Here is a 24064-nt window from a genome sequence, read left to right on the forward strand (position 1 = left end):
CCTGTCGCGTATTATTCTCACTCATCCGCTCGATGTCAATCACCAGATTAACCACGCCACCCCAAAATCGCCACAAGCGAAACTTTTCAACCCTTTAAGTGGGATGAAAAATGCCTATCTAACTTTGGTGAGCCAATGGCAGACAAGCAACCCTTACGCGTTCCTAGTGGCGAGTTTTGGCCATTGAAAGCCCGAGTTGAAGGGGTGAAATACCGAATTGTTAACCATGATACTGACCAGTGCCTCATTACCAATGCCAAAGGCGATGTCAGCGTTAGCCGTTGTGACGATAAAGCCAGTACTTGGGTGATTGATCCCACCAATGACGGACTTTATCGATTTGCTAACGTGGCCGAAGGCACCTTTCTCACCCAAGAAAATTGCCAAGACAGTGAAGCCTTGGGTGGCTTCCCGTTGCCAACGTTGGTCAGTGGATGCCAGTCATGATGGCTGGTTCCGTTTTGCCAATGAGCGTTCTATTCAAAATCTGCAGGCCGCCAATTGCAGTACCCAAAAGGGCGCAGCTGTGGTTACCTGTGAAAACCGCGTAAGCGATTGTTCTGACTAGCGGATTGAACCGGTATCTCATTTAGCGATTATAAATACCCACAGTGGACGAGTGCTGTTGGCACAACAATGCGACGTTAAAGCCCATCCAGCAATGGCAAGCAACAACCACCAGTGATGGTTATTACCGCCTGAAATCAAAGCCCGCTAACGGCGAACAAACAAGCCCAATGTTTAGTGAGTGTTGATGGCAACTTGCAGCTGGGTGGTTGCGAGCAGGCTGACAGTGAATGGCGAACTGAGTTTATGCCAAATGGTTCACTGCGTGTGGTATCGCGTATGGGTGGTTCATCGATGAAAGTGGCAGGCGAGTCCTATGCCAATGGCGATAATATCGTTGAGGATGTCTGGAAAAATACTATTTCGCAGCAGTTCTATTTCAGAGAGGTGAAATAGCAACAAACAGTTTGTAATCGGTGCTTGAAATGTCTTCTGAGTTGAGGTCGCTTAACGACATCTTGGTTGAGCCAGCGTTGCTCGGAGCTAAGCAGTAACTATTTAACAGTTATTGCTTTTTTTATGCATCTACCACTGGCTAATCGCCTGCCAAATTAATCGAATGGCCAACAGCGTCAGTACAATGCTAAAAGCGGTTTGAAAATGTTTATCGGCGACACGTTTTAGCATTTTAAACCCAATCCACGTGCCTATGGTGCCGCTTAAAATCATGCACATCAACAGCGGCAACCAATCCGCTAGCGATACCCCCATGCCTTCAAACACCGCAATTTTAACCCCGTGTTGCAGTGACATCGCCATGGCAAAAGTGGCGACGGTGCGAAAACGGTCAACTTCCAATTGTTTAATAAACGCCGCAACTAATGGCCCAGTAGCGCCTGCAAATAATGAGATGAACGTGGTTATGGCGCCGGCCGTAAGTGTCCCTAAAGTACCAAACACCATTTTCGGCAGTTTGGGACCCCAGCAGGAATAAAGAATAAATGCAGCAATGGTGAGATACATGATTGATGGCGGCAGTGCCACCAACACAACACTCCCCAATAATGCCCCTATTACCGCACCGGGGAAAAATGCCGCTATAAGTCGCCATTCGATATGGCGCCAGCCCAGAGCAGCACGGCCACCGTTCGAGCCCAATTGCACCACGCCATGCAATGGAATAATCAATTGCGGCGGTAACACTTGCGCCATCATGCCTAAAAGCATGACACCACCACCAATGCCAAAGCAGGCAGTAAAAAAAGAGGTAAATGCGGCGCTTAGGGTGAGTAGGGCAAATATATCGGCGGGGATCGCATCAAAGAAAAACCATGAAGAGGGCATAAGTCGTATTCGAAAAGTGTGGGGGTGCTAACAGTAGCAAAATTGCTTGAGGCTTTCAAAGCTCATAAGCTGTCACTTAGCACAGCCTTGAGTCATTGAATGAGATGAAAAAATAAAGCGGCTTTGATTTAATCAATCTGAGCCGCTTACGATTATCCATGTGACTCAATTTATTAAGATAGATTCTTAAATGGTTTCTTGAAATAATTTCTTAAAATGCTTCTTTAGAATGTTTGTTTAGCTGAGCGCTTGCGCTTAACTTTTAGGAGTAATACGAATGATAAACTCATAATTACACTGAAGTATAATTTCCATTTAAGCGGATAAAACCATCCAATCCAACCAGTATTGCCATAGGTGAGCACAACATGGACTGGCTCATCACCAGCGCAAAACATTCCTTAAGTGCTGAAGTGGTTCATGCTCTCATGATGAGGTGTCTGTACGTGAATAATTGCGGGCAAGCATAGCCAAAACGCTAAAGCATTCACGTAGGAAGAAAATTAAGCCCATAAGGGTAGTTTTTCCAGATAAATAATAATTTCAACGAGAAAGGTCATTTTCATTCGATCAAATATTTTCATTGCGAAGATAAATTACCACATTATCGGCCCCTAATCCCTTCCATACAAAGCTGCGCACAATGTATATTATGTTAAATATTATTGATGTTTATTATGTTAAATATTATTGATGTGTTCGTGGCCACTCAGAATGAGATTTCGCGGCAGACTGAGATTTACCTTTATGATGAACATGAATCTAGGCCGCAAGCTAACCTACTGATATTTTTGCTGTTTGACTAGCTAGGATTAGCAAATGGATATTCAGATAAAAATTATGGACGGTTTTTTATTCGATTAGATTGAAATTGTCATCTAAAGTCTGATATCGAAGATGTCACTGAGCTATTGGATTTTCGCATCTCTACGTGAATGCTTTAAGATTTTGTGTAACCATATGCGAAAGAAATCATGTAAAACGCGCAGTAACAGCTTTAAAGCAGACTTACTTATGCAGAAAGCCTTCAAGTTCGAAGATATGGTATGACTCTATCGAAGCGGATGTTAAAGCGACCAAAACTCTGGCTAAGTGATATATTTGTCTTACCGGCTATAAATGCACTGATTGATACATGAAATTTTTAGAAATGAACTGAGCGACTGAGTTCCTGTGTATAAATGTGTCAGTACATAATGAGTTGTTTAATAGTGTTATCTGAGTCTCCAAGAATGCCGATAAATGACGTTATCGGCATTAGCGTAAAACTGTATTTTTCTTGAATAATAGCTTATGCACATAGTAACAAACTGTATTCATCTGATTGAATCATGATGGACAACAAAAACTGCGTATGTCGAGGATACACGGCCCTAACTTGTTGCGAATTGCGAAGCTAGTAAATCTCAGCGCATGGCCCACTTTATACTCTTTAAACCCCAAGAATTTCATACTCAATAAAACATTGATGAGCAATATCTTGGTACGCCTTCCCTCATGACTAAGTCTTAATTGCATAGTTCAAATAAAATCGAGTCATGACTACGTTACTACTATCTCCCTTATCCGCCCTCGCCCATCAATCTTTGTAAAGGTTTGTTCTAAGTATAACAATCTATTGCTTGAAGTTATCAATACCACCTAAATAACTGAAATTATGCAACTTAAGTTTTGAAAATGAAATTTAGAGGCTTGTATGTCGCGTCGCTACGTGAGCTGTTTAGAGTGTTGGCTAGCATAGCCATCTATTATTCACGTAGCAACGCGTTCTTTTTGACGTGCTCTTTAATAGAACTATTACTATCTTCGACACGCCTTTAATTATAACGTCCAATCGTAAGAGAAGTTTAAGCAGCCAGCTGTGGTGTTTAATCTACTAGTCGCTTAATTAGCTAGCATCGAACTTTGGAGTTGAATTCGGGACTATTCATCTATTCCAGTGAGAATATATTCATTTCTGTTATTTGAATTGACAGTAATGCTTTTTATTACCCAGCCGCCCTGTTGGCTCAAAGATCCTTGCAATCCTGTCGCAGCAGACCATTTTACCATAGTATATAAATAATACATGCCATCAGGAACATCATAAAACTTAAATCTACCATCTGCATCGGCTGTCACCTCTTTAAGAAAAAGAGATATTCGACTATCAGGGTATTCAGGCTCTAAGACAATAGGAGCTTTCCCATGCTTTTTATATATTATTGCATCAACAAATTGCTTTGAGTAAGAGGTTACAGGACTCAAGAAAACTTTATTACCAGAGCATGTTTTTACATCTCCTCCAATTGTTTTTAAAAAACCTTGCCCCGATACAATATTAGCACCTGTTTTATTTAACTTTTCATATTCATTAACAGGCCATTCAACTCTAGGTTCTCGTGCAACTTCATAATGATAATTTTGCTGTTGAGCGCAACCAACAACAATAAAAAAAAAGAAGAAAGCAAATAATTTGTTTAACATGACTTACAGCACTCCGTTATCCATAAATATACAGTTGTTTTATTAAATGTAACATACAAACATCTTAATGTTGACATTTTGCACGATTTACTCAAAAAATAATGTCCTCAAATACACCAAAAACGCCTTAATTCACTGATTGTTGCTACCGAGTCTTTACTCGATGGCAATCAACTATAGTTAACCCATTTAAGACGGAACATAACGGGTACCGTTGCACTAAAACACAATATTAAGCGTATTGACCGACTGCTCGGAAATCTACATGTTGTTAAAAATAAGTTCGCTATTTATCAATGGCATGCATAGTATCTCTGCGGCGCATTCGCTATGAATTTTGAGTGATGCCCACTATTTTGTGGATTGGTCTGATGTGCGCGAACAACTGCGAATCTGGATAAAGAACTTGAAAGCAGAGGTTATCACTTCGCCCGCTACGCGGATGACTTTATCATCCTGGTCAAGTCTCTACGAGCTGACGGACGTGTCCTTAAGAGTATTACTCGCTATCTTGCCACTATGCTAAAACTGGTTGTTAATGAACAGAAAATCCAAGTGGTTAGGTAGACCAAAGCAAGTTCCTTGGTTTTACCTTTAACCGCGGAAAAATCCAGTGGCATGTCAAAACACTGCACATCTTCAAACAAAATAGAAGACGACTGACAAACCGCAATTAGGGCGTGAGCATGAGCTATCAATTGTTTAAAGTTCGGCAATAGATGCAAGGCTGGATCAACTACTTTGGCATAGCCAACGCTTACCAAGGGTGTGTCGATTTAGACCACTGGATCCGTCGTCGAGTACGTATGTGCTACTGGCGTCAATAGCGAAAGCCAAGGACTAAGGTACAGAACTTACTCAAACGTGGCGTCAGGATCCAAGCGGCCGTTGCTTGTGGAATTACAAGCAAAGGGCCGTGGCGAAGCTCGAAAACATCAGGGATACAGCAAGCGCTGAGTTATGAGTATCTCAAGAAAGCGGGTTTATGTTCACTGAGAGATGTGTAGTGATGTGATGGACGCCTCAGCACCTAAGCTTGCAGTATTATGCCAAGCTTGAAGCTGACAAATAGTTCTGGAGGTTTCCATCATGGATATTAAAGTTATTGGTATCGATTTAGCCAAAAATGTTTTTCAAGTTTGTGTTTGTCTTATGGATAACTCAGTCATGACTAACAAAAAGGTTAACAGAAACAAGCTGCTCGATAAAATTAGACAATTCCCCGAAGGTAGTCTTATTGCTATGGAGGCCTGTGGTACGGCGCATTACTGGGGAAGACAATTTCAAGCTCTTGGTTATCAAGTGCAATTGATCCCTGCTCAACATGTTAAGCCATTTGTTGCAAACCAAAAGAATGATGCCAACGATGCCCTCGCTATATGCGAAGCGGTTTTCAGACCTAATATCCACATGGTTCCAGTTAAAACTGTTGAGCAACAAGACATTAAAGCATTACGTTGTGTACGTAGTCGTCTCGTTCAAAATCGAACCGCCATGGTCAATCAAATTCGAAGCCTAGCGAGCGAGTCTGGTGTGATCTTCTCTGTCGGCAGGTTGCAATTACAAGCGTCACTTAGCCGTATTTTAGCAAATAATGAGCATGAACTGTCTCATACGCTTCATTACCTGTTAAAACTTTTATATGAAGATTTATGTGTTTTAAATGAGAGAATTAATCAAATCGAGCGCGACATTAAAGCGCTATGTCAAATCCAACCTCGCTACAATGCATTGCTGTCGATCCCTGGCTTTGGACCATTAGTCACAGCAAGCTTTATGAGTGAATTAGGTTCGGGTCATCAATTTAAAAATGGCCGGCAATTATCTGCATGGTGTGGCTTAGTGCCATCGCAATCGAGTTCTGGTGGAAAAGTTCGACTAGGATCGATCACGAAAAATGGCAGCTCAGAACTACGTGTTTTACTCATCCATGGCGCCAGAGCCGTTGGCCGATTTGCGAGCAAACGTGATGATAGACTTGGGCGATGGTTTAATGCACTTGCGTTAAGGCAAGGTCGACACAAAGCCGTTGTCGCATTGGCCAATAAAATAGCGCGTATAGGATGGCGGATCCTCACGAGTAACGATAATTTCGACGTTAATAAAGCGTTTGCGTAAGACGTTAAGCATCACGTAAAAGTTTACATGCACTGATGAATAAACGGTCAACCGTACCTATTAGAGCCTGACTTGACCAAGGCATTAAATGCCGATGTAGTGATAAGGTAATAGGTTTCGGATTTACATCATGGCGCGGGTAAAAAGCCTATTTAGACGCCGAATATATGGTAGTGAACCAATCATTCAAAAGTGTTGTAAAAGCTGAGGCGTCCATATATGGTCAAGTAAAATTGGCCACGGTTTTAGAGTCATTCCAATATAAACGTTCTGACTCATTTGGCGTTAACCCACCATTATATTGATGGGGTCTGGTCTCACTGTAATATCCAGTGATGTAATTTGTGATCTCTTTATCTGCTTCTGTAAAATTCCCATAACCACTTGCGGGTATCCACTCAGATTTCAAACTTCTAAAGAAACGCTCCATTGGTGCGTTATCCCAACAATTCCTGCGGCGACTCATACTTTGCTCAATCTGAAAACGCCATATTAATTGTCTGAATTTCAAGCTTGTGTAATGCGAACCTTGATCGCTGTGATATATCACATTCTCAGGCTTACCCCTTAACTCAAATGCCATTTTCAAAGCTTTACAGGTCAGCTCACTATCTGGTGATAATGACAAAGCCCATCCAACAGGTTTGCGGGAAAATAAGTCTAAAACAACGGCTAGATAGGCCCAGCGATTACCGACCCAAACATACGTCACGTCGCCACACCACACTTGATCTGGTTGAGTTACTGCAAACTGTCGATTAAGCGTATTGGGGATTGCAACATGCTCTTGTATCGCTTTTCGATAAGAATGCTTAGGCTGCTGACAGCTTAATAACCCAAGCTTTTTCATTAGATTACGAGCTCGATAACGACTGAGACCAATCCCTTTGTTAGTCACTAATTGCGCTATCGTTCGAGCACAGGCAGAGCCATGACTAATACGATGTGCGGCCTTCACTTCACTGCATAAAATAGTAAAGTCTGTATCAATATGTTCTTTTCTTTTTAGCCAATACTTATAGCTACTTCGATGTACTTTGAATGCATTACAAATTGTGAGAATAGAGTGGCTCTGCTTGAGTGCGCTGATTAGCGTAAATTGTTCATCGAGTCTGACATCAAGAGAGCGGTAGCCTTTTTTAGGATAAGATTGTGCTCCTCAAGACGAGCTATTTGCTTCTTCAGCTCACGGATTTCAATTTGTTCAGGGGTAATCGGAGATGCTTTTGGTGTGCCACCCTGGCGTTCTAGTTTTAACTGTCTCACCCATTTATCTATAGTGGACTTACCTACGTTCATCGCCTTTGCAGCTTCGATGATGCTATGGTTTTTATCGAGGACTAATTGGTCTGCTTCAAGTTTGAATTCAGCACTAAATGTTTTTCTGGTTGTCGATCTCATGTGTTCACCTAAAGTCATCTACGAGGTAATAATATCACCTCTATTTAGGTGGCCAAAATTAGTGTGCCACTACAATGGATGGATTGCAGTTCATAATCCGAACCAGAAAACAGGTAAGGCGTTCTAAATGAACCGCCCTGTGCGGAGCCGCATGCAGGGTGGTGTGGGGGCTGGAGGCTAAATACCTCCGGCTACCCAATTAGTTTTGGATATTTGCATACCTTTGGGAAGCAGGTGCATTAACTAAACTGAGCCTATATTCCATATATTTTTTAACGGTTTTTGAATCACAATATTCAACAAGATCTTCCCAAAACAATACGCCAACATCATCTTTGAAGTCCTTAATAAAACAGGCGTAACTACTACTCTCGTGCTTTTTCATTTTTATGGCTGACTTCCATTTAGTGGAACTTACTAAAAGGCAAAAGTGTATTGTATATTTATAATACCTTTCTCTAATAGCGTTAATTCTTTTAAGATTACTCTTAATATCTTTCTCTATAGACCAATTAGTTAGGTATTTCGCTTCAATTGCGATCATTGTCTTTGATACTGGGTCATGAAGTAAAATATCCGCAAATTCCCCTCTGTCAGAGTCGATATCGAGTAAATATGTATGATTATCAAAACTGATTGAAGGAGACTGCAAGGACACTGTTTTATTTAATTTTTTTGATAGGTAGCTATTTATCCACACTACACGCTCGTCGTATCCATCAATAAATTCATTAAAAAAATAACCAGCAAAGAACTTTGTATAGAGGTTCCGCTCTTTTTCTGATTCTAAAACACATGGCCCTGAATTAAAAATCATACGCAATCCTAATTGTAAGAAACTAACGCTTTGCTAATTGGCTGCCAGCGTAACGTAGGCAGTCCAGTGGAGGACACGCTGTTTGTGGCCGGAATGAAATTAAGCAACTTGTTAGGAGTTTTTCTGTCCGCCATGAATTAGCTCTTTATTGACCTCATTGATGAACGCCTCAACCACCTTTAGCGAAAGCCCACTTTTATGGAAGTGGATTTTTGCCTGTTTTTCCTTATAACTGACTAGCTCTGCTTCGATTATTAATTCGTTATCGAGTGTGCATTCCAAGCTAAGTGTATCGAAGTCGTTAGCGCTTGTAACAACAAGGGTATATTTTCTTCCTTCAATTTCCATGTTACTCAAGACTCCTAAGGCTTTGCTAATTGGCTGCCGCAGCGCAGCAAAGGCAGTCCAGTGAGGCCATACTTGTTGTGGCCGGAACGAAATTAAGCAACTTGTTATAGGCCATTTGTATCAACCTTTTGCCCGCAATGAATACATACAATTGAACCTGAAAACCAATGCCACACTACTTTATCCCTACTGCCACTTGAAGCAGGATGAGGAGGTTTAAAACCTTGAATAGTTAAACATTTACTGCAATGAGGGCAGCGATTAAAATACGCCAATATTGCGTGACATAATGCAGCAATAAAGAAAGCTCCAAACAAATATACAAGAATTGCAGCACTTGAGTTTGGATCAGCAAAAATCTTTAAATATGCCAAAGTGCTCAAAAGTGAAATTAGTATCGCCCAAGTAATAAAAACACTTAAGACATCTAGTTTCCCTAATGTCGATTTATTCATCCAACTTCCTTATGGCTTATAACGTCTTAGTATTTATGCGCTGCGCTGTTTACTTCATTAGACCAGTGAAAACGCGCACAGTTAACTATCTGTATGCAAAGAACTTATCAGCTTTTCATCAAATACACCATCCGGAAAAACGCGCATGCGCGTTTTCCAAACCTATCAACTAATTTGGCCGAAGTGTATCCAAATGATTTTAAGGGGGTTTATTAATTTTAGGATGGATAAACGCGCAAACTAATGAGTTTAAAAACACTCAAAAGCATTGAAATTTAAATACGACTGTATACCCATACATTGTTAGTCGCTTTACGGTAGGGCTATCTATTTGGTAAATAGATGAGATTTTGTAGGGTAATTCATTCGTCAGTTTTCGATTCACTAAATGAATGCTAGCAAGCTTTGGGGCATAAACGTGCCAGAACTGATCGGCCTGACACGAGTTTGGACAATTCCGAGTTAGGCCATTAGCCCAAATTAGTAAGTTTCAAATTAAAATTCCTATGGGCAAACGCCCGGCACACTGAGCAAATTTTTGATGGCGACTTTTTGCCACGCAAAAAAGTGACAGCGGAAATTTGTCCGGTGGAGCCGCTTGTTAAGCCTTTATTGCAACAACGAACGTAATAATGGTGCACGATAATCATTGTCTTTCTCGTTGAACTCTAGCTCTTTTGCAACAGTATCAATGTTTATAAAAACCTCAGAGTAAAGATCTTCCTCACCGTCGGGATTAAAAAAGAACTTCATTTTGCATGGCAATTCATCAATCTTTTCGGGATTACAGGCAAGCCCAACAACTTGGGCATATACCTTTTCCGGAACAGATACATCGTTTACAGTTGCGCCGTACAAAGTAGCCAGTGACTTTATAAAATTTTCAGATTCAGAACCAGTGTTTCTGAAGAATGCCTCCCCCCAATAGAAGGCATCGTCAATGCCTTCCACCGCTTGCGGGTTCCAAGAGGGCAAAATCTCTATTGCAAACCCAACCTTATCGCCCTTCAGGTTGCCTTTTACGACAACCTGATATGAGCCAGATTCGAGTTTTTTTGAATTTGAGATCGTAAAGGTAAGATCAACAAAACCATCTTCCTCACCCACAATCACTTCTGGATAGTCTTTAGCGGAAGAAAAAACACTCCAAATCATTATTAGAATTCCTAAAAGGTATTTCATGTGTACGCCTAGAGGCTTAACGCCTCAAACACCGGCTTGGTGAAGTTGGTGACTTTTTTGGAACAAAAAAGATGACAGCTTTACCAAGTCCGAGTGCTTTGACTTGTGTACGCCCAGCATGGGCATGAACTAATGAGGTGAAAGTCCTCTGTAGGAAGGTCACCGTTCAATAACATGCTGTTATTAAACGTTAACTACTAGCGAATGGCAAGGGCTTATCCGCGAGGATTGGTCTGAAGGAAGCCGCTAGCAAATTTGCGAGCTGATGAACAAGAACATCATATGAGGCGTAGGCTAGAGGTGAGTTGGCACAAGACGACGAAACCACGTGATCTAATGGCCACCGTAAATGATGCAGCAGTGCAAAGAAAGTTCATGTTCTTATCTGGGGAGATCTGCTTAACACGCGATCGGTCAATAACCAGTAAGGCTCTGGTCTATTAAGTGCCTTGGCTTTTCAATCTCATCGACTGAAAAGAGCGAACCAGATGAAAACCGATAGCGCATGACGGGGTAACTCGGTATGTGATTAAGCAGAAGTCAGCAGACGGCATAGTAGCCCAACGCCCATCGTAATGGTTGGGATATGGTGAAGGCCTGAACATTTAGAAGAAGGAGGAGTCTTGTCAAACTTGTCGATACCCACTACGTCGCCAGACGATTACTATCGGCAGCGTATTGATATGCAACCGGCCTTCAACAGCGATTTATTCCAACAACTACTCGAACCTGAAAATCTACACCGAGCTTGGCGTCAAGTTAAAGCCAATAAAGGCGCGGCTGGCATCGATGGCATGACTATCGAAGCCTTCCCGCTTTGGATGCAACAAGGCGGTTGGCAACGGTGTAAATCTCTACTGGAACGAGGTGAATATAACCCTTCAGCAGTCAGACGCGTAGAGATCGACAAACCCGATGGCGGTAAACGCAAACTGGGTATCCCTAACGTCATTGATCGTGTGATACAGCAAGCTATTGCTCAAATTCTCACGCCGTTGTTTGACCCTTTCTTCTCGGCTAATAGCTTCGGCTTTAGACCGAATAGGAATGCCAAACAAGCGGTCTTGCAAGTCAGAGATATCATCAAACAGAAGCGCAAATTTGCCGTCGATGTTGATCTGTCCAAGTTCTTTGATCGAGTAAATCACGACCTGTTGATGACTCAATTGAGGATCAAGGTACAGGATAAGCGTCTGCTGGCGCTTATTGGTAAATACCTGCGAGCTGGTGTGATGGTCAACGACCAATTTGAAGCAAGCTTCGAAGGCGTGCCTCAAGGCGGCCCACTCTCGCCATTACTCTCTAACATTATGTTGGACAGTCTTGATAAAGAGCTGGAAAGCCGAGGGCACAAATTCGCCCGCTACGCGGACGACTTTATCATTTTGGTAAAGTCTATTCGAGCGGGAGAGCGGGTACTCAAGAGTATTACTCGCTACCTTGCCACTAAGCTAAAATTGGTTGTTAATGAACAGAAAAGCCAAGTGGTAGAGGTAGGTCAAAGCAAGTTCCTCGGTTTTACCTTTAACCGCGGGAAGATCCAGTGGCATGCTAAAACATTACACATTTTTAAACAAAAGATGAAACGCCTGACGAACCGAAATTGGGGCGTTAGCATGGGATATCAATTGTTTAAAGTACGGCAATACATGCAAGGCTGGATCAACTACTTTGGCATAGCCAACGCTTATCAAGGGTGTGTCGATTTAGACCATTGGATCCGTCGTCGAGTGCGTATGTGCTACTGGCGTCAGTGGCGAAAACCGCGGACTAAGGTACAAAACTTACTTAAACGTGGCGTCAGGATCCAAGCTGCCGTTGCTTGTGGGATCACAAGTAAAGGCCCATGGCGGAGCTCGAAAACACCAGGAATACAGCAAGCGCTGAGTAATGAGTATCTTAAGAAAGCAGGATTGTATTCACTGAGAGATGGATGGATCGCGGTTCACTATCCGAACCAGAAAACAGGTTAGGCGTTCTAAATGAACCGCCCTGTGCGGAGCCGCATGCAGGGTGGTGTGGGGGCTGGAGGCTAGATACCTCCGGCTACCCGATTAGACATATACCACCGAGTTTTTCTTAAACACTTCAAATACAGGAGACATAACGTCAAGTATGTGGAAACCATATACCAACGCAACAGGCACTGAATTGTCGAACTTGAACATCGACTTGTTGTCGATTGGCACTGGATATTTAGGTGACCACTTAACTGAATCTGTTAGATGAGCCAACACAATTCTCAGAGCTTTTTCGTCACTTTCATATTTATGTAAGCCGAGCTCAAAAATGCCCGCTTCTTCGGCTAAATCAACTAAATTGTGGCTTAGTTTCTGCCTATCTCCTAAGCCTTTTAGACGCACCTTGTCTCCATTAATTTGGAATTTCACTTTATCAGGGAACCTAGCAACAAGCATGCCTTTGAAGCCATTTTCCAAGGCTATACCATAATGATAATGTGCGTTACCCCATAGGTCTTTAAATAAGTCTGAATTACCGATGGCCTCATCGTCATCGAGCATTAACTTTAAAATTTTATCCGCAACTTTCTTTTGTATGAAGGCACACTTAAACCATTCATCAGGGTTCGAAGCTATATTGATATATTCTTGCTTTTCCATGGTGTGCCTAAACTTTCAAAAGATGCCTAACGTCTTAGTATTTATGCGCTGCGCTGTTTGCAGGGCATAAATCGCTTGTTGGACTTGGCCGCTGCCACATCCGTGTAAATGGGTATGAATAATGCTATAGGAATTTGCTTTTTTGCGGTAGCGGTTTTTTATACAGTTTGATGGGTAATCACTTGATATCGTTTTAGCTTTCTCATTCTTTTACGCTCACTTTCGACTGATTATTGACCTTGGTTGGCAGCATTTTGGCCCCAGATTCAGGCTAACACTCACACCCTATCCCCTCATAGGCTTAACCCCATAAGGTTGGCTGCTTTTCGCTGTCGGTCATTACGCGACGTCTTGAGGGAGTGGTTATCCTGACAGACGTACTGGCTGACTTTGGTTGTTAATCATCACTAATCTCTGCAGTCTTATCAGCCCAATAAACTGCAAATGACCTAACTGGCATTGCGGACATGACCACCAACAGTCCTCCTTAATCAAAGGACTCGCCAATACCACCTGCGGCTTACGTAGTTGCCGCTGGATAAGCGCGAGCTTTTTGCGGCGGCAAGCGTTGGCTAAAAAGCCAAAGTGCCTGACTCGCATTAACCCTTTGGGCAACACATGCAATAAGTAACGGCGGATAAACTCATCACAGCTTAGCCGCATTTGCTTATGCTGCTGACCATCACGATAATCCTTGTAGTGAAAACTGACATGCTCTGCGGTCACGTCGGCAATTCTTGATTCATGCAGCATGCCTTTACGGGTATAACGCCCGAGATATTCCACCACGGTTTCGGCGCGGCTCAGACACGCTTTGCTGTAAACACACCACGGCTTTGCCATTAAGGTTTCAGCCGCAGGGATAGCCAGCTCATGTTGTCGCAGCGCCCGTAATAACTTGGCCCGATACACGGTGGACAAGGCTCTAACCGGAAACAGATAATCCGTTTTCACGGCATGCCAATCCCCCTCTGACGTCACTACCCCGCCAGGAATTAAGCAATGCAAGTGGATATGTTGACTCAAGGTTTGCCCCCACGTATGCAGCACCATAGTTCAACCCAATTGACCCTGAAGGTGTTTCCGTTTCATGCCAAACTGCGCAAGCGTCTGCCACACAGACTCAAACAGGGCGCTGTATAACGGCTTGGCAGCGTAGTGCGCCAAGATGTTCAACTCGTGGGGTAAGGTAAAGACCAAATGGAAATAGCGACAAGGCAAGACTTGCGCCTGCTGCGTAGCAATCCACGCTTGCGTCTGCCTTCCCTGACAACGAGGGCAATGCCGGTCACCACAGGAGCAAAACACCTGCTGCTCATACTGGCAAGTATCACAACGCCAGTGCTGTATGCCTAAGGTTTGCGTGCGACACTGCTGAATATGCTGGCAGACTAAGGCTTGCTGTTCGGTCAGTTTATGCTGCTGTTGGTAGTGGGCTAAGTGCTGATGAAGGATATCGCTTAAATGGTAGGTGGTTGCCATGGCATCCCCCCAAGACTTGCTAGCAAGTCACGCCCTTGATGACCCAATTCCGGCGACCAATGCAAGTAGCGCTCGGTAGACTTTATACTGTGATGACCAAGTTGGGCCTGTAATTGATGAAGTGGCATACCCGCTTGTAATTGATGGGTCGCATAAGCATGCCTTAGGCTGTGTGGACTGCATGGCTTAGTGATACTCGCTAAGCGGGCCGCCTTCGCTAACGCTTTACGAAAGGTCGACTCATGCAGCGGATAAACCACATCATGATAGGTCGAGGCAAACAACCATTCGACGGGATGATACGCTTGCCAATACTGACGCAACAGGGTGAGTAAAGTCGGTGAGAGTATCACCCAGCGGTCGCAGGCACCCTTGCCTTGACACACTTTGAGCAACTGCCGCTGCCCATCGATATCAGCAACCTTAATATGGGTTAACTCACTGACACGCAAACCACAACCATAACACAGCGCCAACATGGCGCGTTGTTTCAGGTTTTGACAGTGGTACAGCAGTGCCGCGATATCTTGGCAACTAAGCAATTGCGGCAGCTTGTGTGGACGTTTAGGTAAACTCAACTGAACCGTAAAATCGCGCCCTAGGACATGTTCATAGAAAAAATGAATGCCATTAAGCTGTAGCTTTAAGGTGGCTCTGGAATGATGTCGCTCAAGATTTAAGTAACGGAAATAAGCCGTAAGCTGCTCATCCGTAATGCTATCGAGCGGTTGGTTTGCATAGTGGGTGATGGCACGCAGATAAGCACTGCGTGTACGGGCCGAGTAACCACGTAAACTGATCTCATCATGGAATTGTTGCAGAAGTGATGACATGGTAGACCTCCTAGGTGAGGGATTATCCCTAGGAGTAAGTGTGGAACAGTGGTTCGCTTTGGGCTCCGCGCAGCGGCTTAGTTCAACATTTTATTAGTGCGCATGCGCGTTTACCTCATTAGACCAGTAAAAACGCGCACTGTTAATTACTTGTAATAAAAGGAACTTATCAGCTTTTTTTCAAATACACCATCTGGAAAAACGCGCATGCGCGTTTCCCAAACCTATTATCTGCTTAATGAAAAGTATAAGTAATTAATTTTAATGCTATTTATTTAAACGAAAATGAGAAAACGCGCACGAATACAGGATGAAAATCGTTCAAAAATCCTTATAATTTGAATACGACTGTATAATTATCCAGTTTTTTGATGGGTAGTAGTGAATTACATCACACGGGTGTAATGATGAAAATGTCTAGGACAGAAAGTCCGTTTGTTACTGATCTACTGACAACTTGTTAACTCGTTTTGGGGCATAAGCTATTTAGAACAGACTGCCATATTGATAACTTAAGATTGGCATTGTTGTATCCACTGTTCGTCGTTGCATTCGTATATTTTATTGTGACCCAGGGATGAACGGATCGACCGCAGTTCATTACCCTAGCCAGAAGTAGGTTCGGTATCTAAGGTCTAATACCCGCATGCCTTGACAAGCAAAAACGTTATAGATGGTAATGTTATCAGTCATATCACCAACCTTCCCCTCTTTTGTGGACAACAAATAGAGTACGCTTCAGACATTTGCCCCTTTCTCAACTCTCGCGTTAATCCGCCAAGCGCGTCTTGCCAATCGAGGTTCAGCATGCGTTTATCTGGCCAAACAAACATGCATTTCCAAATCGCGACATCATGGGCAACTTTCGAATGGGTTATGCGTAATTAAAAACAATAAACTTGCCTTTTTTCACGGTTTGCTAAAAAAATTCTCCATTTCCTCAAAAATATTTTTTTGCTGACAAATTTAAGGTTAATTCGTCGTTTATATCATTGTTATGTAGTAACAAATTTTAATGTGGATTAATCGGCTTACCCTTAAGTTAGCGATGTTCACATCGTCATTTTGTAAAGATAGATTTACAGCTTAAATGCGCTTATGCAGAGCATATTTTAAAAATTAATGCTTTAAAAACAATGATTTTTAAAAATCATAGTGAATGCATTTTTTGAATGTGATGCGTTTTTAAAATACGCTTTCAAGCTAAAAGAATTGAAATAAAACAGCGAGGTATCAATGTCGATTGGGGGCATCGAAGCGTGTTAAACGCCTGCATGTTATTTTAAAATGAATTGTGCTTTGCGCGAAAATTCACAAGTTTTTGTGGATTTTCGAAAATTGAATATGCTGCTCGCGTGTTAACAAACACACGTGAGCGCTTTCCCCGTGTCGGGAAAGACGTTTGCCTTATCCATAGGGGTAACCTTTAATTTTAGCAGAGATTAATTTTTCCGCTGCAAATTAACGGTTAGCACTCTGAAATGTAGCAAGAGGTGTAACGTGAGTAACAAGTATAAAGCGAATAAATCACGCGGCAGGCATGTATATCAATATTTTTCGCAGAAGAATCAAGCCCCGCTGAAGGTCGAATCATTCCTTGAATTGTGTGTTGCGGCGCAGATGGAGTGTGAACCGAATATCGTTGCCTATGCTGCGCAGCCTGAAAGCCTGCATCTCCATGACAGTATTACCCTTAAGACCATTCGATATACACCTGATTTTCTTATTAAATATGCTAACGGCACTGCAGCATTTATTGAAGTCCATCATTCAAGTCATATCACGAAAGACTTCCAGTCGCGATTAGCGCTATTCAATGAATACTCACTTAAGACGGCTAATGTCCCTATCGTCCTCGTTGATGAGCGTCAGTTAACGCCCATGATTTATACCAACCTCCAGTTAATCGCTAATCGGCGTTCTGCACGGTTATCATGTACGCTCAACCATGCAGACCTACCTGAATTGTTGACATTTGAGGCGTTAGTCGATTGGCTCAATCCTAGAAGCCAAACGTCCGTGGGTGATGCATATCATTTAGTCGGAGCCGGTTTTTACCAATTCGACAAATCACAGTTGCTACTGGCAAGCACAACCCTGAATAAGGTGATGCTATCGTGATGTTTGCTCAAGCGCGTGACCATCAATTCCACAATAGCAACGGCGACATCATGACAGTCTTGTTTGCAGATGACGTGTCGATTTTGCTCGAAGTGGATGATGATGAAAAAACGCGAGAGTTCTTAGCGCTAGATGTATTTAGCACAAAACTGCATGAAAAAACCCTTTTTCCCAAACCGGTCGAAAAAACGCGTCTCATTTTGTCCCCAGTACAGCAAGCGACTCGGGATTCGCGGATTGTTTATATTCATACGCTGCGCGACCTGCTGCAGAACGACGAAACCCTAAAGCCGACGACGTCCACTACCTATCAGAAAATGATTGAAGTTGTTGAGGAGAATTACCCTGCACTCAGAGGGGCTGAACATCCCAAGAAAACAACGATTAACCGTTACTGGAAGACTTGGATAAGCTCACGTTTCAATGATGACAGTTTAATCTGTAAATCACGTTCACATACCCCCCGTATCGGTGAGGAGTCTAACGCGTTAATCGACACGTATTTAAGCACGACTTACCAAGATAGTCGCCATAAAGTGGCTACGGGTCATTATGCTTGTTACAAACAAGATGCGCTGAAAGCACGTGAAACAAATCCCAATATTATCGTTGCAAGCAAACGAACGTTTTCGCGCAGAATTGAAGCGAGACAGTCGATTTGTGACAAATTAGATGATCCAAAAACTCCCCACGCTGAACGTCAGCAGCTCTCACTTAACCTGATTAAACGGATAAAACTGCATTACCCATTGCAGCGTGTTGAACTCGATTGTTTGCACACAAATATCCGTGTTATTGACGATGTCACGGGGGAGTTAACTGAGCCTGTGGTCATCTATTATGCACTTGATTGTTATACGCGTGCACCGCTAAGTATGGTTTTTGATTATGGCAAAGGAGAAGCGACGGAGGTTGTTTTACAGTTGATCCAAAATACCTATTTGCGTGACGACAATCTCCCCTTTTGCGGTAAGACAGATACGTTCATCATGGATAATGGCCCTGCATTTAACAACAAGTTAATTAAGAGTCTATGTGAACAGCTGGGGAGCAATATCGTTTATACCCCTTCGAATACACCGTCAGCGAAACCCTTTGTAGAATCGCACTTTAGAGTGTTTAGGCAAAAATTTGAATCGATGGTGGTGACGGATTCAGCCGGCAACCGCACTGTTGGTTTAAATACCTTGTCTCGTCCTGAAATAAGTTGACACTTATTTCTACCTAAAACGCCTGATGAACCTCATCGGGCGTTTTATATTTTAAGGCCAAATGTGGCCGTCGTTGATTATATATGGCGACCGCTTCTGCCACCATCTGTCGCGCCTCCTGCAGCGTTGCTGGCTTATGTGTTAAAAACTCCTGCTTCAATATGCCATTTACGCGTTCTGCTAATGCATTTTGATAGCAGTCATATCCGTCTGTCATTGAGCATGTCACACCATGATGTGTGTGAACCGCTTGATAAGCGTTTGAGCAGTATTGTATTCCTCGATCTGAGTGGTGTATCAGCGGTTTATCTTTGTCTTGCCGCTGCCTCAGTGCCTGTTTGTACGCTGTTAGCACACCATCTGTTTTGAGATTATCATCAACATGATAGCCCACGATTTTTCGTGACCAGGCATCGGTCACCAGGCTTAAGTAGGCTTCATTATTTTGCAGTGGCAGATAGGTAATATCAGCCACCCAGACTTGCTCTGAGCGAGTGATGTCCACTTGTTGCTCACTGGGCTTAAGCAAGTTGGGATGACACCTAAATCGATGATGACTGTGAGTCGTTTTGTGGTACGCCCGTTTAGGTGCGACCAACAAACGATGCGCTCTGAGGCTGCTAAATAACCGGTCTCGCCCAATCACTATTTGATGTGATTTATTCAGTAAATACTGCAACTTGCGTGTACCTATTCGTGGTTGAAATAACCGTTCATATTGCACCGTTTGCAACACGTGTTGCTCCCTCTGCTCTGATACTTTTTGCCGCTGACATTGCTGATAATACGCCTGACGGCTAATCCCGAGGTAGCGACAGCATTGGGTGACGCGATAACCTATGGCCGTTTTTTCCTGGAGCGTTTCGCTCGTGGCTTTTTTACGACAGAAATCCCGTAGTCAGTTCTAAGTTTTTCGACAATGGCTTCGAAGAACGCGGCTTTCATGCGGGTATCTTCAAGTTCGGCTTCGAGTGCTTTTATCTTTTGCTCGGGAGTGAGTGTGGTGGGCTCAGTCATTAAATGTCCTCGCATTGATGTAGATGGTGTTCCTTGGGACCAATCCAGTTTTCCATGTTTGCGAAGCCAAACTAACACGGTGGAACAACCTTGAATACCGTACTTGTCTTGGGCCTGCTTATAAGTCAGCTCGCCTTTTTCCACTTGGTCGACAACGGCCAATTTAAAAGCGAGGGAATAATCACGTTGAGTTCGTTTAATTGTTGAAGTCATTACACTCTCCAAAATGAGTTTGAAAAGTGTCAACGCTATTTAGGACGGGTCACCTATCCGAAAAAAGGCACTAGAACAAAAATAAATCCACTTAAGAATACGCATATCACTGCCAGTACGTTCACAAAGATAATCAATACCATGCTGACAGAATACGCTCACAAGACCCATTCAGGGTTAAATTGCTCACCGATATTCTGTTGGCAGCAATCTAGGGTGGTGCAATCTTATTATGATTACGATTCTATTAAGCACCACTTCCATGTCGCGACACAGGCGCATGAGCAGCAACTCGATTCAAGAGGTTTTGTCCGTGTATTGAAACACCGCTTCACCAGTGTTGAACTGAAAAAAGTGCATACGTTACTCATGACCTATGGTCACAAAAACGTCAACCCCACCGTTCAGGTGTTTTACAACCCCTATGATGCAAGCAGTGTCACTGTCAGCGTTGCGCTCCCGAACGAGACAGAAGCTAGGTCAATCGTTGCTTATAATTATGATGAAGAAATCAACTCGCGTTGGCCCGTTTCCTTTGCACAGTTAAATGGCAAAGTGCAGAAAGGACAACATATTTTCCAAACTGAAAAACATCAGGTTACCGGTCAATATGCCGTCACGATTGACCGTTTCATTCCCGCCAAAACAGTACGCAGTAAACGAAGTGGCAAACCGACAAGTTCGTTTGAAGACAATAATGCAAAAGAGCTTTCAATCGAGCAGCGCATTCAGAATGCCAATGCGACTGACTCATTAAAAGATATTAAGTGGCAAAACTCATTAGACAAGACTGAATTGGCTGACAAACAACGTGCAAGCCAACTGAATGAACCAGAACAAATTATTGATAACACGCAAAGGGACACTAAAGCCTTATGGTAGTCAGCATACCTACACCTGTAGACACCTTTATTGTTAAACATACATTGGTTAAACACGCGCATGAACAAATTGGGCGAGTTCATCAAATGTGTCACCTTCCCAATAATAAAAAAGGCGTGCTCATTTATGGCAAATCGGGCGAAGGAAAAACCTACATCGCTGAATGCTATGCCGCTCAGTTTCCTCCGGTGAAAGAAGTCGACCACATTCGTCTGCCGATATTCACTTACCGTTTTCAAGAAGCGAAAAGCAAAGTTGATGATATTTTGCGACTGTTGATAACGGAATTAGGCGTGCAGCCCCCCATAGGTAAAGTTGCCGCGGGTGAGTTAGATAAGCAATTTCGATTTCTGATTAAAGCACGTGGTGTCGAGCTCATTATTCTTGATGAAATTCAACAGGTTTTTCCTGCTAAACAAGGAAAAATTGCATTAGACATGTTGAAATACTTCTGCGCCCTACTCGACACGCTCACTTGTTCAATTGTCTTTATCGGTAGTGAGCGGGCCATGCGACTCCTGACCTTCGGCGAAGTGGATAAAACCGTCGACGACAACGAGCAACTCAGTCGCCGAATGCTGAGGTCAGTAAAACTGCATCGTATCTTACCGAGAACGCAAGAATGGGTTGATTGTATCAACAGCTTTCTACAGCAAATCAGCGCTCCTCAAATTGGTATCGAGGATAAAGAGCTATTAGATAGACTTTACGTTGCCTATATGGAGCGTAGCTTCAGTACCCTTGATGGCTTATTCATGCGTGAAGATATGAGTCATATCAAAGACCGACACACACTGATGATGCGTTTAAAAGCGAACTTTTATATTTACAGCCAAAACGTCAATAATCCCTTTGATGAGTCTGAATATAGCTATAGGGCAATAGACGCTGCGGTCACACATGAATACCAGAAATTAAAGCGGGAGTTGAAAACGTGTCTTTAGCCTTTTCGCCACAGAGAAAACCTGATGAAGTTAACATCGGTTACCTTCTTCGTTTAGCGCGCGTTAATGGTTACGCAAGGATTGGGAGTATGCTGTCGTCAGCTGAGCAAAATAACATTATTAAGCTTCAAATTACACCGGCTCTGAATGCTAAATTTGGCATACCAATAAGCCAAGGTGATGTGTTTTCTACAATTATCAATCCGATGTTTAACCGCAACATTCAACTCAACCCTAAAGTGTGTATTCAGTGCTTGAATGAAGATGGCTACCTGTTAACGGAAGTGCAGAATCCGTTTTGTCATGCCTGTTCCAAACACCAATCTGCACTGACGAGTCAATGCACCACGTGTTACGAAAGCCTTGCTTGGGATATTCCACTTATAAAAGGGCACTGTACTTCCCCTCGATGCGGATCTCAGTCTGCCGCGAAATCTCATTCTGAGTGGCCACGAACACATGTTCGTGGTCACACAGAATGAGAATCTCAGGCAGCCGTAATTGAACTTATTCAATCACTTGATGGTTTAACAAAATAACAACATTGCCATTCAAATTGAGATTTTTGAACATTTTTGCCACCTAAATTGAGATTTGTTTTTCATATTAAAATCAATGATTTGGCGGTAATGTTATGCATCATTCACCGCCAATCTGTTCATTTTCCACAAATCAAATATCAAGTCAACGCATATCGGATTGCTTCAAGGTTTCTACTTACATATGTTGTAGGTGTGGTAAGTGAGCCGCCGACAATACAGGCGTATATTTAAAAATCTAAACGAATTGAAATTTGCGCGAATAAAACGCCATGTTTTAAAACGTATCTGAGTGCGGAGGTCTGCTACATATATTTGGAACGGATATTGGGTGCAGGACGATATTACTTTAATGAGTTAAGCGATGGGGATAATAAGTGGGATTTATATGAATGGCTTTCAGCTTAAAGCCCACATCATTACCGATGACGAATGCACGGTGGGTTTTAACCTTAGTGTCTATGCTTTAATTTAAATCGTAAGCATTTTATATATAGGTTTTAACAGGTAATATTGCTTCATTATATGAGTGATAACTGCATCGGTTTTTGTTGCTGGCGTATTTGTAGTACATCTTCAAATTGGCAAAGTGCTAGACTGCCGGCACGCGCGACGCGAGGAGGGCGAAGTTTACCCATTTTTCTAAGTGCGTGAAGTAGCTCCATGGGTAAGCCTGTTAATGATACCGCTTTCTCTAGGGAGATAGCGTCATATTGCCGCTTGCTAAAGACGTCCTTTGCAAACCGTATAAAAGACGCCGGTTCGCACCAGATAGCACGTCGTAAATTGTGACCTTCGCCATATCCTAACTGCAGGCGGCCTTCTTTGAATCCTATGAGAATGTCATACATTTCAACATCATTATGCACCATGACCTCCGTGAGTGTTGATAAGCACACCATGCCAGGTTGGATGTCGTTACCGACTAACAGCTGGAAAATAGGTGCAACATCAATTTGGCTATTATGGTGAAGTCTGCTTTTACGTGCATGTTTCACTAAATTAACGTGTTGAAGCAGCTGCAGTTCTTCTGGCCTCAGCTCAAGTAGCCGAGATGCTTTTCCAAATGGAAGCCATTGTTCTGTCACCGAAAGAGCAATGCCATCTGCGGGGGGAGCTGGGATAACAATATCTAACGTAGCGGCAGGCCACGTGCTGGAAAGTGTTTCAAGGAACTGCACAATAGCTACACTGCGGATATTGTGAGGTAGTAAAGATGAGGTTGCCTGAAGTGTCTTTTGTACCCACTCTCGAAAAAATGCATTATCCGTTAATAACTGGTATCCCTTTTCGAGCATGTTTTCATAAAATGGCAGTGAAGCATAGGCGTTCGGTTTGAGCGCCATGATGTGCTCTTTTTCCAATACCAGTGCGGCATAGAGGCAATCTGACACTTGAGCCTCACTCAATGAACGCACATTTTCTGACGAGGGTTTCAGTTGTACCTTCCTCTTATACTCATATCTAGGATGCAATCTAACCTATTGATGCTTATGCACCATTCAATCAGAAGTCTTCTATCGTAGATACGACTTAGGAGCTCTAATGTGTAGAAATCTCAAC

At 42.9% G+C, this 24064-nt stretch carries 20 protein-coding genes and 2 pseudogenes; 10 read left to right on the top strand and 12 right to left on the bottom strand.

From position 1 onward, the window contains the following. Positions 1-135 precede the first annotated feature (135 nt). A complete protein-coding gene (locus DYH48_RS09525) occupies positions 136-447 on the top strand; it encodes an RICIN domain-containing protein (protein WP_115334628.1) in 312 nt (103 codons plus the stop codon). 297 nt (positions 448-744) lie between these two features. Beyond that, positions 745-963, top strand: a complete 219-nt coding sequence (locus DYH48_RS09535; RefSeq protein ID WP_256613035.1) for a ricin-type beta-trefoil lectin domain protein — start codon at positions 745-747, stop codon at positions 961-963. 129 nt (positions 964-1092) lie between these two features. Here DYH48_RS09535 and DYH48_RS09540 read toward each other — a convergent pair whose 3' ends face one another. Together DYH48_RS09540 and DYH48_RS09545 are read right to left on the bottom strand one after the other, a co-directional pair. Next, complete coding sequence (locus DYH48_RS09540; protein ID WP_115334630.1) at positions 1093-1851, bottom strand: sulfite exporter TauE/SafE family protein; 759 nt, start codon at positions 1849-1851, stop codon at positions 1093-1095. 1923 nt (positions 1852-3774) lie between these two features. After that, positions 3775-4317, bottom strand: coding sequence for a hypothetical protein (locus DYH48_RS09545; protein ID WP_115334631.1), 543 nt, complete (start codon positions 4315-4317; stop codon positions 3775-3777). Positions 4318-4428: 111 nt separating this feature from the next. Here DYH48_RS09545 and DYH48_RS09550 point away from each other — a divergent pair. The 3 genes and pseudogenes from DYH48_RS09550 to DYH48_RS09560 form a co-directional block, all read left to right on the top strand. Beyond that, positions 4429-4711: pseudogene (locus DYH48_RS09550) on the top strand (IS4 family transposase); the annotation flags it as partial. Between the two features lie 325 nt (positions 4712-5036). After that, the gene (locus tag DYH48_RS23940) at positions 5037-5144 is read left to right on the top strand and encodes a group II intron maturase-specific domain-containing protein (RefSeq protein WP_256613036.1); all 108 of its coding nucleotides are present in this window, start codon (positions 5037-5039) and stop codon (positions 5142-5144) included. 262 nt (positions 5145-5406) lie between these two features. Continuing rightward, on the top strand, positions 5407-6435 hold the full coding sequence (locus DYH48_RS09560; RefSeq protein ID WP_011979494.1) for an IS110 family RNA-guided transposase: 1029 nt from the start codon (positions 5407-5409) through the stop codon (positions 6433-6435). A gap of 223 nt (positions 6436-6658) precedes the next feature. On the opposite strand, the gene DYH48_RS09565 is transcribed toward DYH48_RS09560, so the two are convergent. The 5 genes from DYH48_RS09565 to DYH48_RS09580 all read right to left on the bottom strand — a co-directional run bounded on the left by DYH48_RS09565 (position 6659) and on the right by DYH48_RS09580 (position 10638). Then, a protein-coding gene (locus DYH48_RS09565) for an IS3 family transposase (protein ID WP_115334632.1) occupies positions 6659-7836 on the bottom strand; the annotation gives its coding sequence in 2 pieces (ribosomal slippage) (positions 6659-7578 and positions 7578-7836; 1179 coding nt in all). Positions 7837-8035: 199 nt separating this feature from the next. Next, complete coding sequence (locus DYH48_RS09570; protein WP_115334633.1) at positions 8036-8653, bottom strand: hypothetical protein; 618 nt, start codon at positions 8651-8653, stop codon at positions 8036-8038. A 111-nt stretch (positions 8654-8764) separates the two neighbouring features. Next, positions 8765-9001 carry a hypothetical protein gene (locus tag DYH48_RS09575; protein ID WP_106650479.1) on the bottom strand — a complete coding sequence of 79 codons (237 nt, stop codon included), beginning with the start codon at positions 8999-9001 and terminating at the stop codon, positions 8765-8767. Positions 9002-9105: 104 nt separating this feature from the next. Then, entirely contained in the window at positions 9106-9456 is a 351-nt protein-coding gene (locus DYH48_RS23605; protein WP_147287769.1) for a hypothetical protein, read from the bottom strand. A gap of 609 nt (positions 9457-10065) precedes the next feature. After that, entirely contained in the window at positions 10066-10638 is a 573-nt protein-coding gene (locus tag DYH48_RS09580; protein ID WP_227256999.1) for a hypothetical protein, read from the bottom strand. 623 nt (positions 10639-11261) lie between these two features. On the opposite strand from DYH48_RS09580, the gene ltrA reads away from it, so the two are divergent. After that, a complete protein-coding gene (ltrA, locus tag DYH48_RS09585; RefSeq protein WP_014609903.1) occupies positions 11262-12611 on the top strand; it encodes a group II intron reverse transcriptase/maturase in 1350 nt (449 codons plus the stop codon). Positions 12612-12692: 81 nt separating this feature from the next. Here the strand turns inward: ltrA and DYH48_RS09590 are convergent, their stop codons facing one another. The 3 genes and pseudogenes from DYH48_RS09590 to DYH48_RS09600 form a co-directional block, all read right to left on the bottom strand. Next, complete coding sequence (locus DYH48_RS09590) at positions 12693-13259, bottom strand: hypothetical protein (RefSeq protein ID WP_115334634.1); 567 nt, start codon at positions 13257-13259, stop codon at positions 12693-12695. Positions 13260-13622: 363 nt separating this feature from the next. After that, positions 13623-14741, bottom strand: a pseudogene (locus tag DYH48_RS09595) (IS91 family transposase). Beyond that, on the bottom strand, positions 14720-15574 hold the full coding sequence (locus DYH48_RS09600; protein ID WP_115334635.1) for a tyrosine-type recombinase/integrase: 855 nt from the start codon (positions 15572-15574) through the stop codon (positions 14720-14722). The pseudogene DYH48_RS09595 and the gene DYH48_RS09600 overlap by 22 nt, the downstream one beginning before the upstream one ends. Before the next feature lie 1500 nt (positions 15575-17074). On the opposite strand from DYH48_RS09600, the gene DYH48_RS09610 reads away from it, so the two are divergent. Together DYH48_RS09610 and DYH48_RS09615 are read left to right on the top strand one after the other, a co-directional pair. After that, on the top strand, positions 17075-17695 hold the full coding sequence (locus DYH48_RS09610) for a TnsA endonuclease N-terminal domain-containing protein (RefSeq protein ID WP_115334636.1): 621 nt from the start codon (positions 17075-17077) through the stop codon (positions 17693-17695). Beyond that, positions 17695-18906, top strand: a complete 1212-nt coding sequence (locus tag DYH48_RS09615; protein ID WP_502263902.1) for a TnsB C-terminal domain-containing protein — start codon at positions 17695-17697, stop codon at positions 18904-18906. The genes DYH48_RS09610 and DYH48_RS09615 overlap by 1 nt, the downstream gene beginning before the upstream one ends. A 13-nt stretch (positions 18907-18919) precedes the next feature. Here DYH48_RS09615 and DYH48_RS09620 read toward each other — a convergent pair. After that, a protein-coding gene (locus tag DYH48_RS09620; RefSeq protein ID WP_086014843.1) for an IS3 family transposase occupies positions 18920-20136 on the bottom strand; the annotation gives its coding sequence in 2 pieces (ribosomal slippage) (positions 18920-19788 and positions 19788-20136; 1218 coding nt in all). Between the two features lie 141 nt (positions 20137-20277). On the opposite strand from DYH48_RS09620, the gene DYH48_RS09625 reads away from it, so the two are divergent. Both DYH48_RS09625 and DYH48_RS09630 read left to right on the top strand, forming a co-directional pair. Next, positions 20278-21018: a hypothetical protein gene (locus tag DYH48_RS09625; protein ID WP_147287770.1), complete on the top strand. Its 741-nt coding sequence runs from the start codon at positions 20278-20280 to the stop codon at positions 21016-21018. Then, positions 21012-21962: a TniB family NTP-binding protein gene (locus DYH48_RS09630; protein WP_115334638.1), complete on the top strand. Its 951-nt coding sequence runs from the start codon at positions 21012-21014 to the stop codon at positions 21960-21962. The genes DYH48_RS09625 and DYH48_RS09630 overlap by 7 nt, the downstream gene beginning before the upstream one ends. Before the next feature lie 1060 nt (positions 21963-23022). Here the strand turns inward: DYH48_RS09630 and DYH48_RS09640 are convergent. Then, positions 23023-23910 carry a hypothetical protein gene (locus DYH48_RS09640; RefSeq protein ID WP_256613039.1) on the bottom strand — a complete coding sequence of 296 codons (888 nt, stop codon included), beginning with the start codon at positions 23908-23910 and terminating at the stop codon, positions 23023-23025. Positions 23911-24064 lie beyond the last annotated feature (154 nt).

Origin of the sequence: Shewanella baltica (assembly GCF_900456975.1) — a bacterium.
Lineage (GTDB): Bacteria > Pseudomonadota > Gammaproteobacteria > Enterobacterales > Shewanellaceae > Shewanella > Shewanella baltica.

What these genes read in the sequence shown, in the direction of transcription:
- DYH48_RS09540 (WP_115334630.1), bottom strand. Translation starts at nt 1,851, where the DNA reads ATGCCCTCTTCATGGTTTTTCTTTGATGCGATCCCCGCCGATATATTT.
- DYH48_RS09545 (WP_115334631.1), bottom strand. Translation starts at nt 4,317, where the DNA reads ATGTTAAACAAATTATTTGCTTTCTTCTTTTTTTTTATTGTTGTTGGT.
- DYH48_RS09560 (WP_011979494.1), top strand. Translation starts at nt 5,407, where the DNA reads ATGGATATTAAAGTTATTGGTATCGATTTAGCCAAAAATGTTTTTCAA.
- DYH48_RS23605 (WP_147287769.1), bottom strand. Translation starts at nt 9,456, where the DNA reads ATGAATAAATCGACATTAGGGAAACTAGATGTCTTAAGTGTTTTTATT.
- DYH48_RS09625 (WP_147287770.1), top strand. Translation starts at nt 20,278, where the DNA reads ATGCTGACAGAATACGCTCACAAGACCCATTCAGGGTTAAATTGCTCA.
- DYH48_RS09600 (WP_115334635.1), bottom strand. Translation starts at nt 15,574, where the DNA reads ATGTCATCACTTCTGCAACAATTCCATGATGAGATCAGTTTACGTGGT.
- DYH48_RS09525 (WP_115334628.1), top strand. Translation starts at nt 136, where the DNA reads ATGGCAGACAAGCAACCCTTACGCGTTCCTAGTGGCGAGTTTTGGCCA.
- DYH48_RS09570 (WP_115334633.1), bottom strand. Translation starts at nt 8,653, where the DNA reads ATGATTTTTAATTCAGGGCCATGTGTTTTAGAATCAGAAAAAGAGCGG.
- DYH48_RS09590 (WP_115334634.1), bottom strand. Translation starts at nt 13,259, where the DNA reads ATGGAAAAGCAAGAATATATCAATATAGCTTCGAACCCTGATGAATGG.
- DYH48_RS09575 (WP_106650479.1), bottom strand. Translation starts at nt 9,001, where the DNA reads ATGGAAATTGAAGGAAGAAAATATACCCTTGTTGTTACAAGCGCTAAC.
- DYH48_RS09580 (WP_227256999.1), bottom strand. Translation starts at nt 10,638, where the DNA reads ATGAAATACCTTTTAGGAATTCTAATAATGATTTGGAGTGTTTTTTCT.
- DYH48_RS23940 (WP_256613036.1), top strand. Translation starts at nt 5,037, where the DNA reads ATGCAAGGCTGGATCAACTACTTTGGCATAGCCAACGCTTACCAAGGG.
- DYH48_RS09615 (WP_502263902.1), top strand. Translation starts at nt 17,695, where the DNA reads ATGTTTGCTCAAGCGCGTGACCATCAATTCCACAATAGCAACGGCGAC.
- DYH48_RS09630 (WP_115334638.1), top strand. Translation starts at nt 21,012, where the DNA reads ATGGTAGTCAGCATACCTACACCTGTAGACACCTTTATTGTTAAACAT.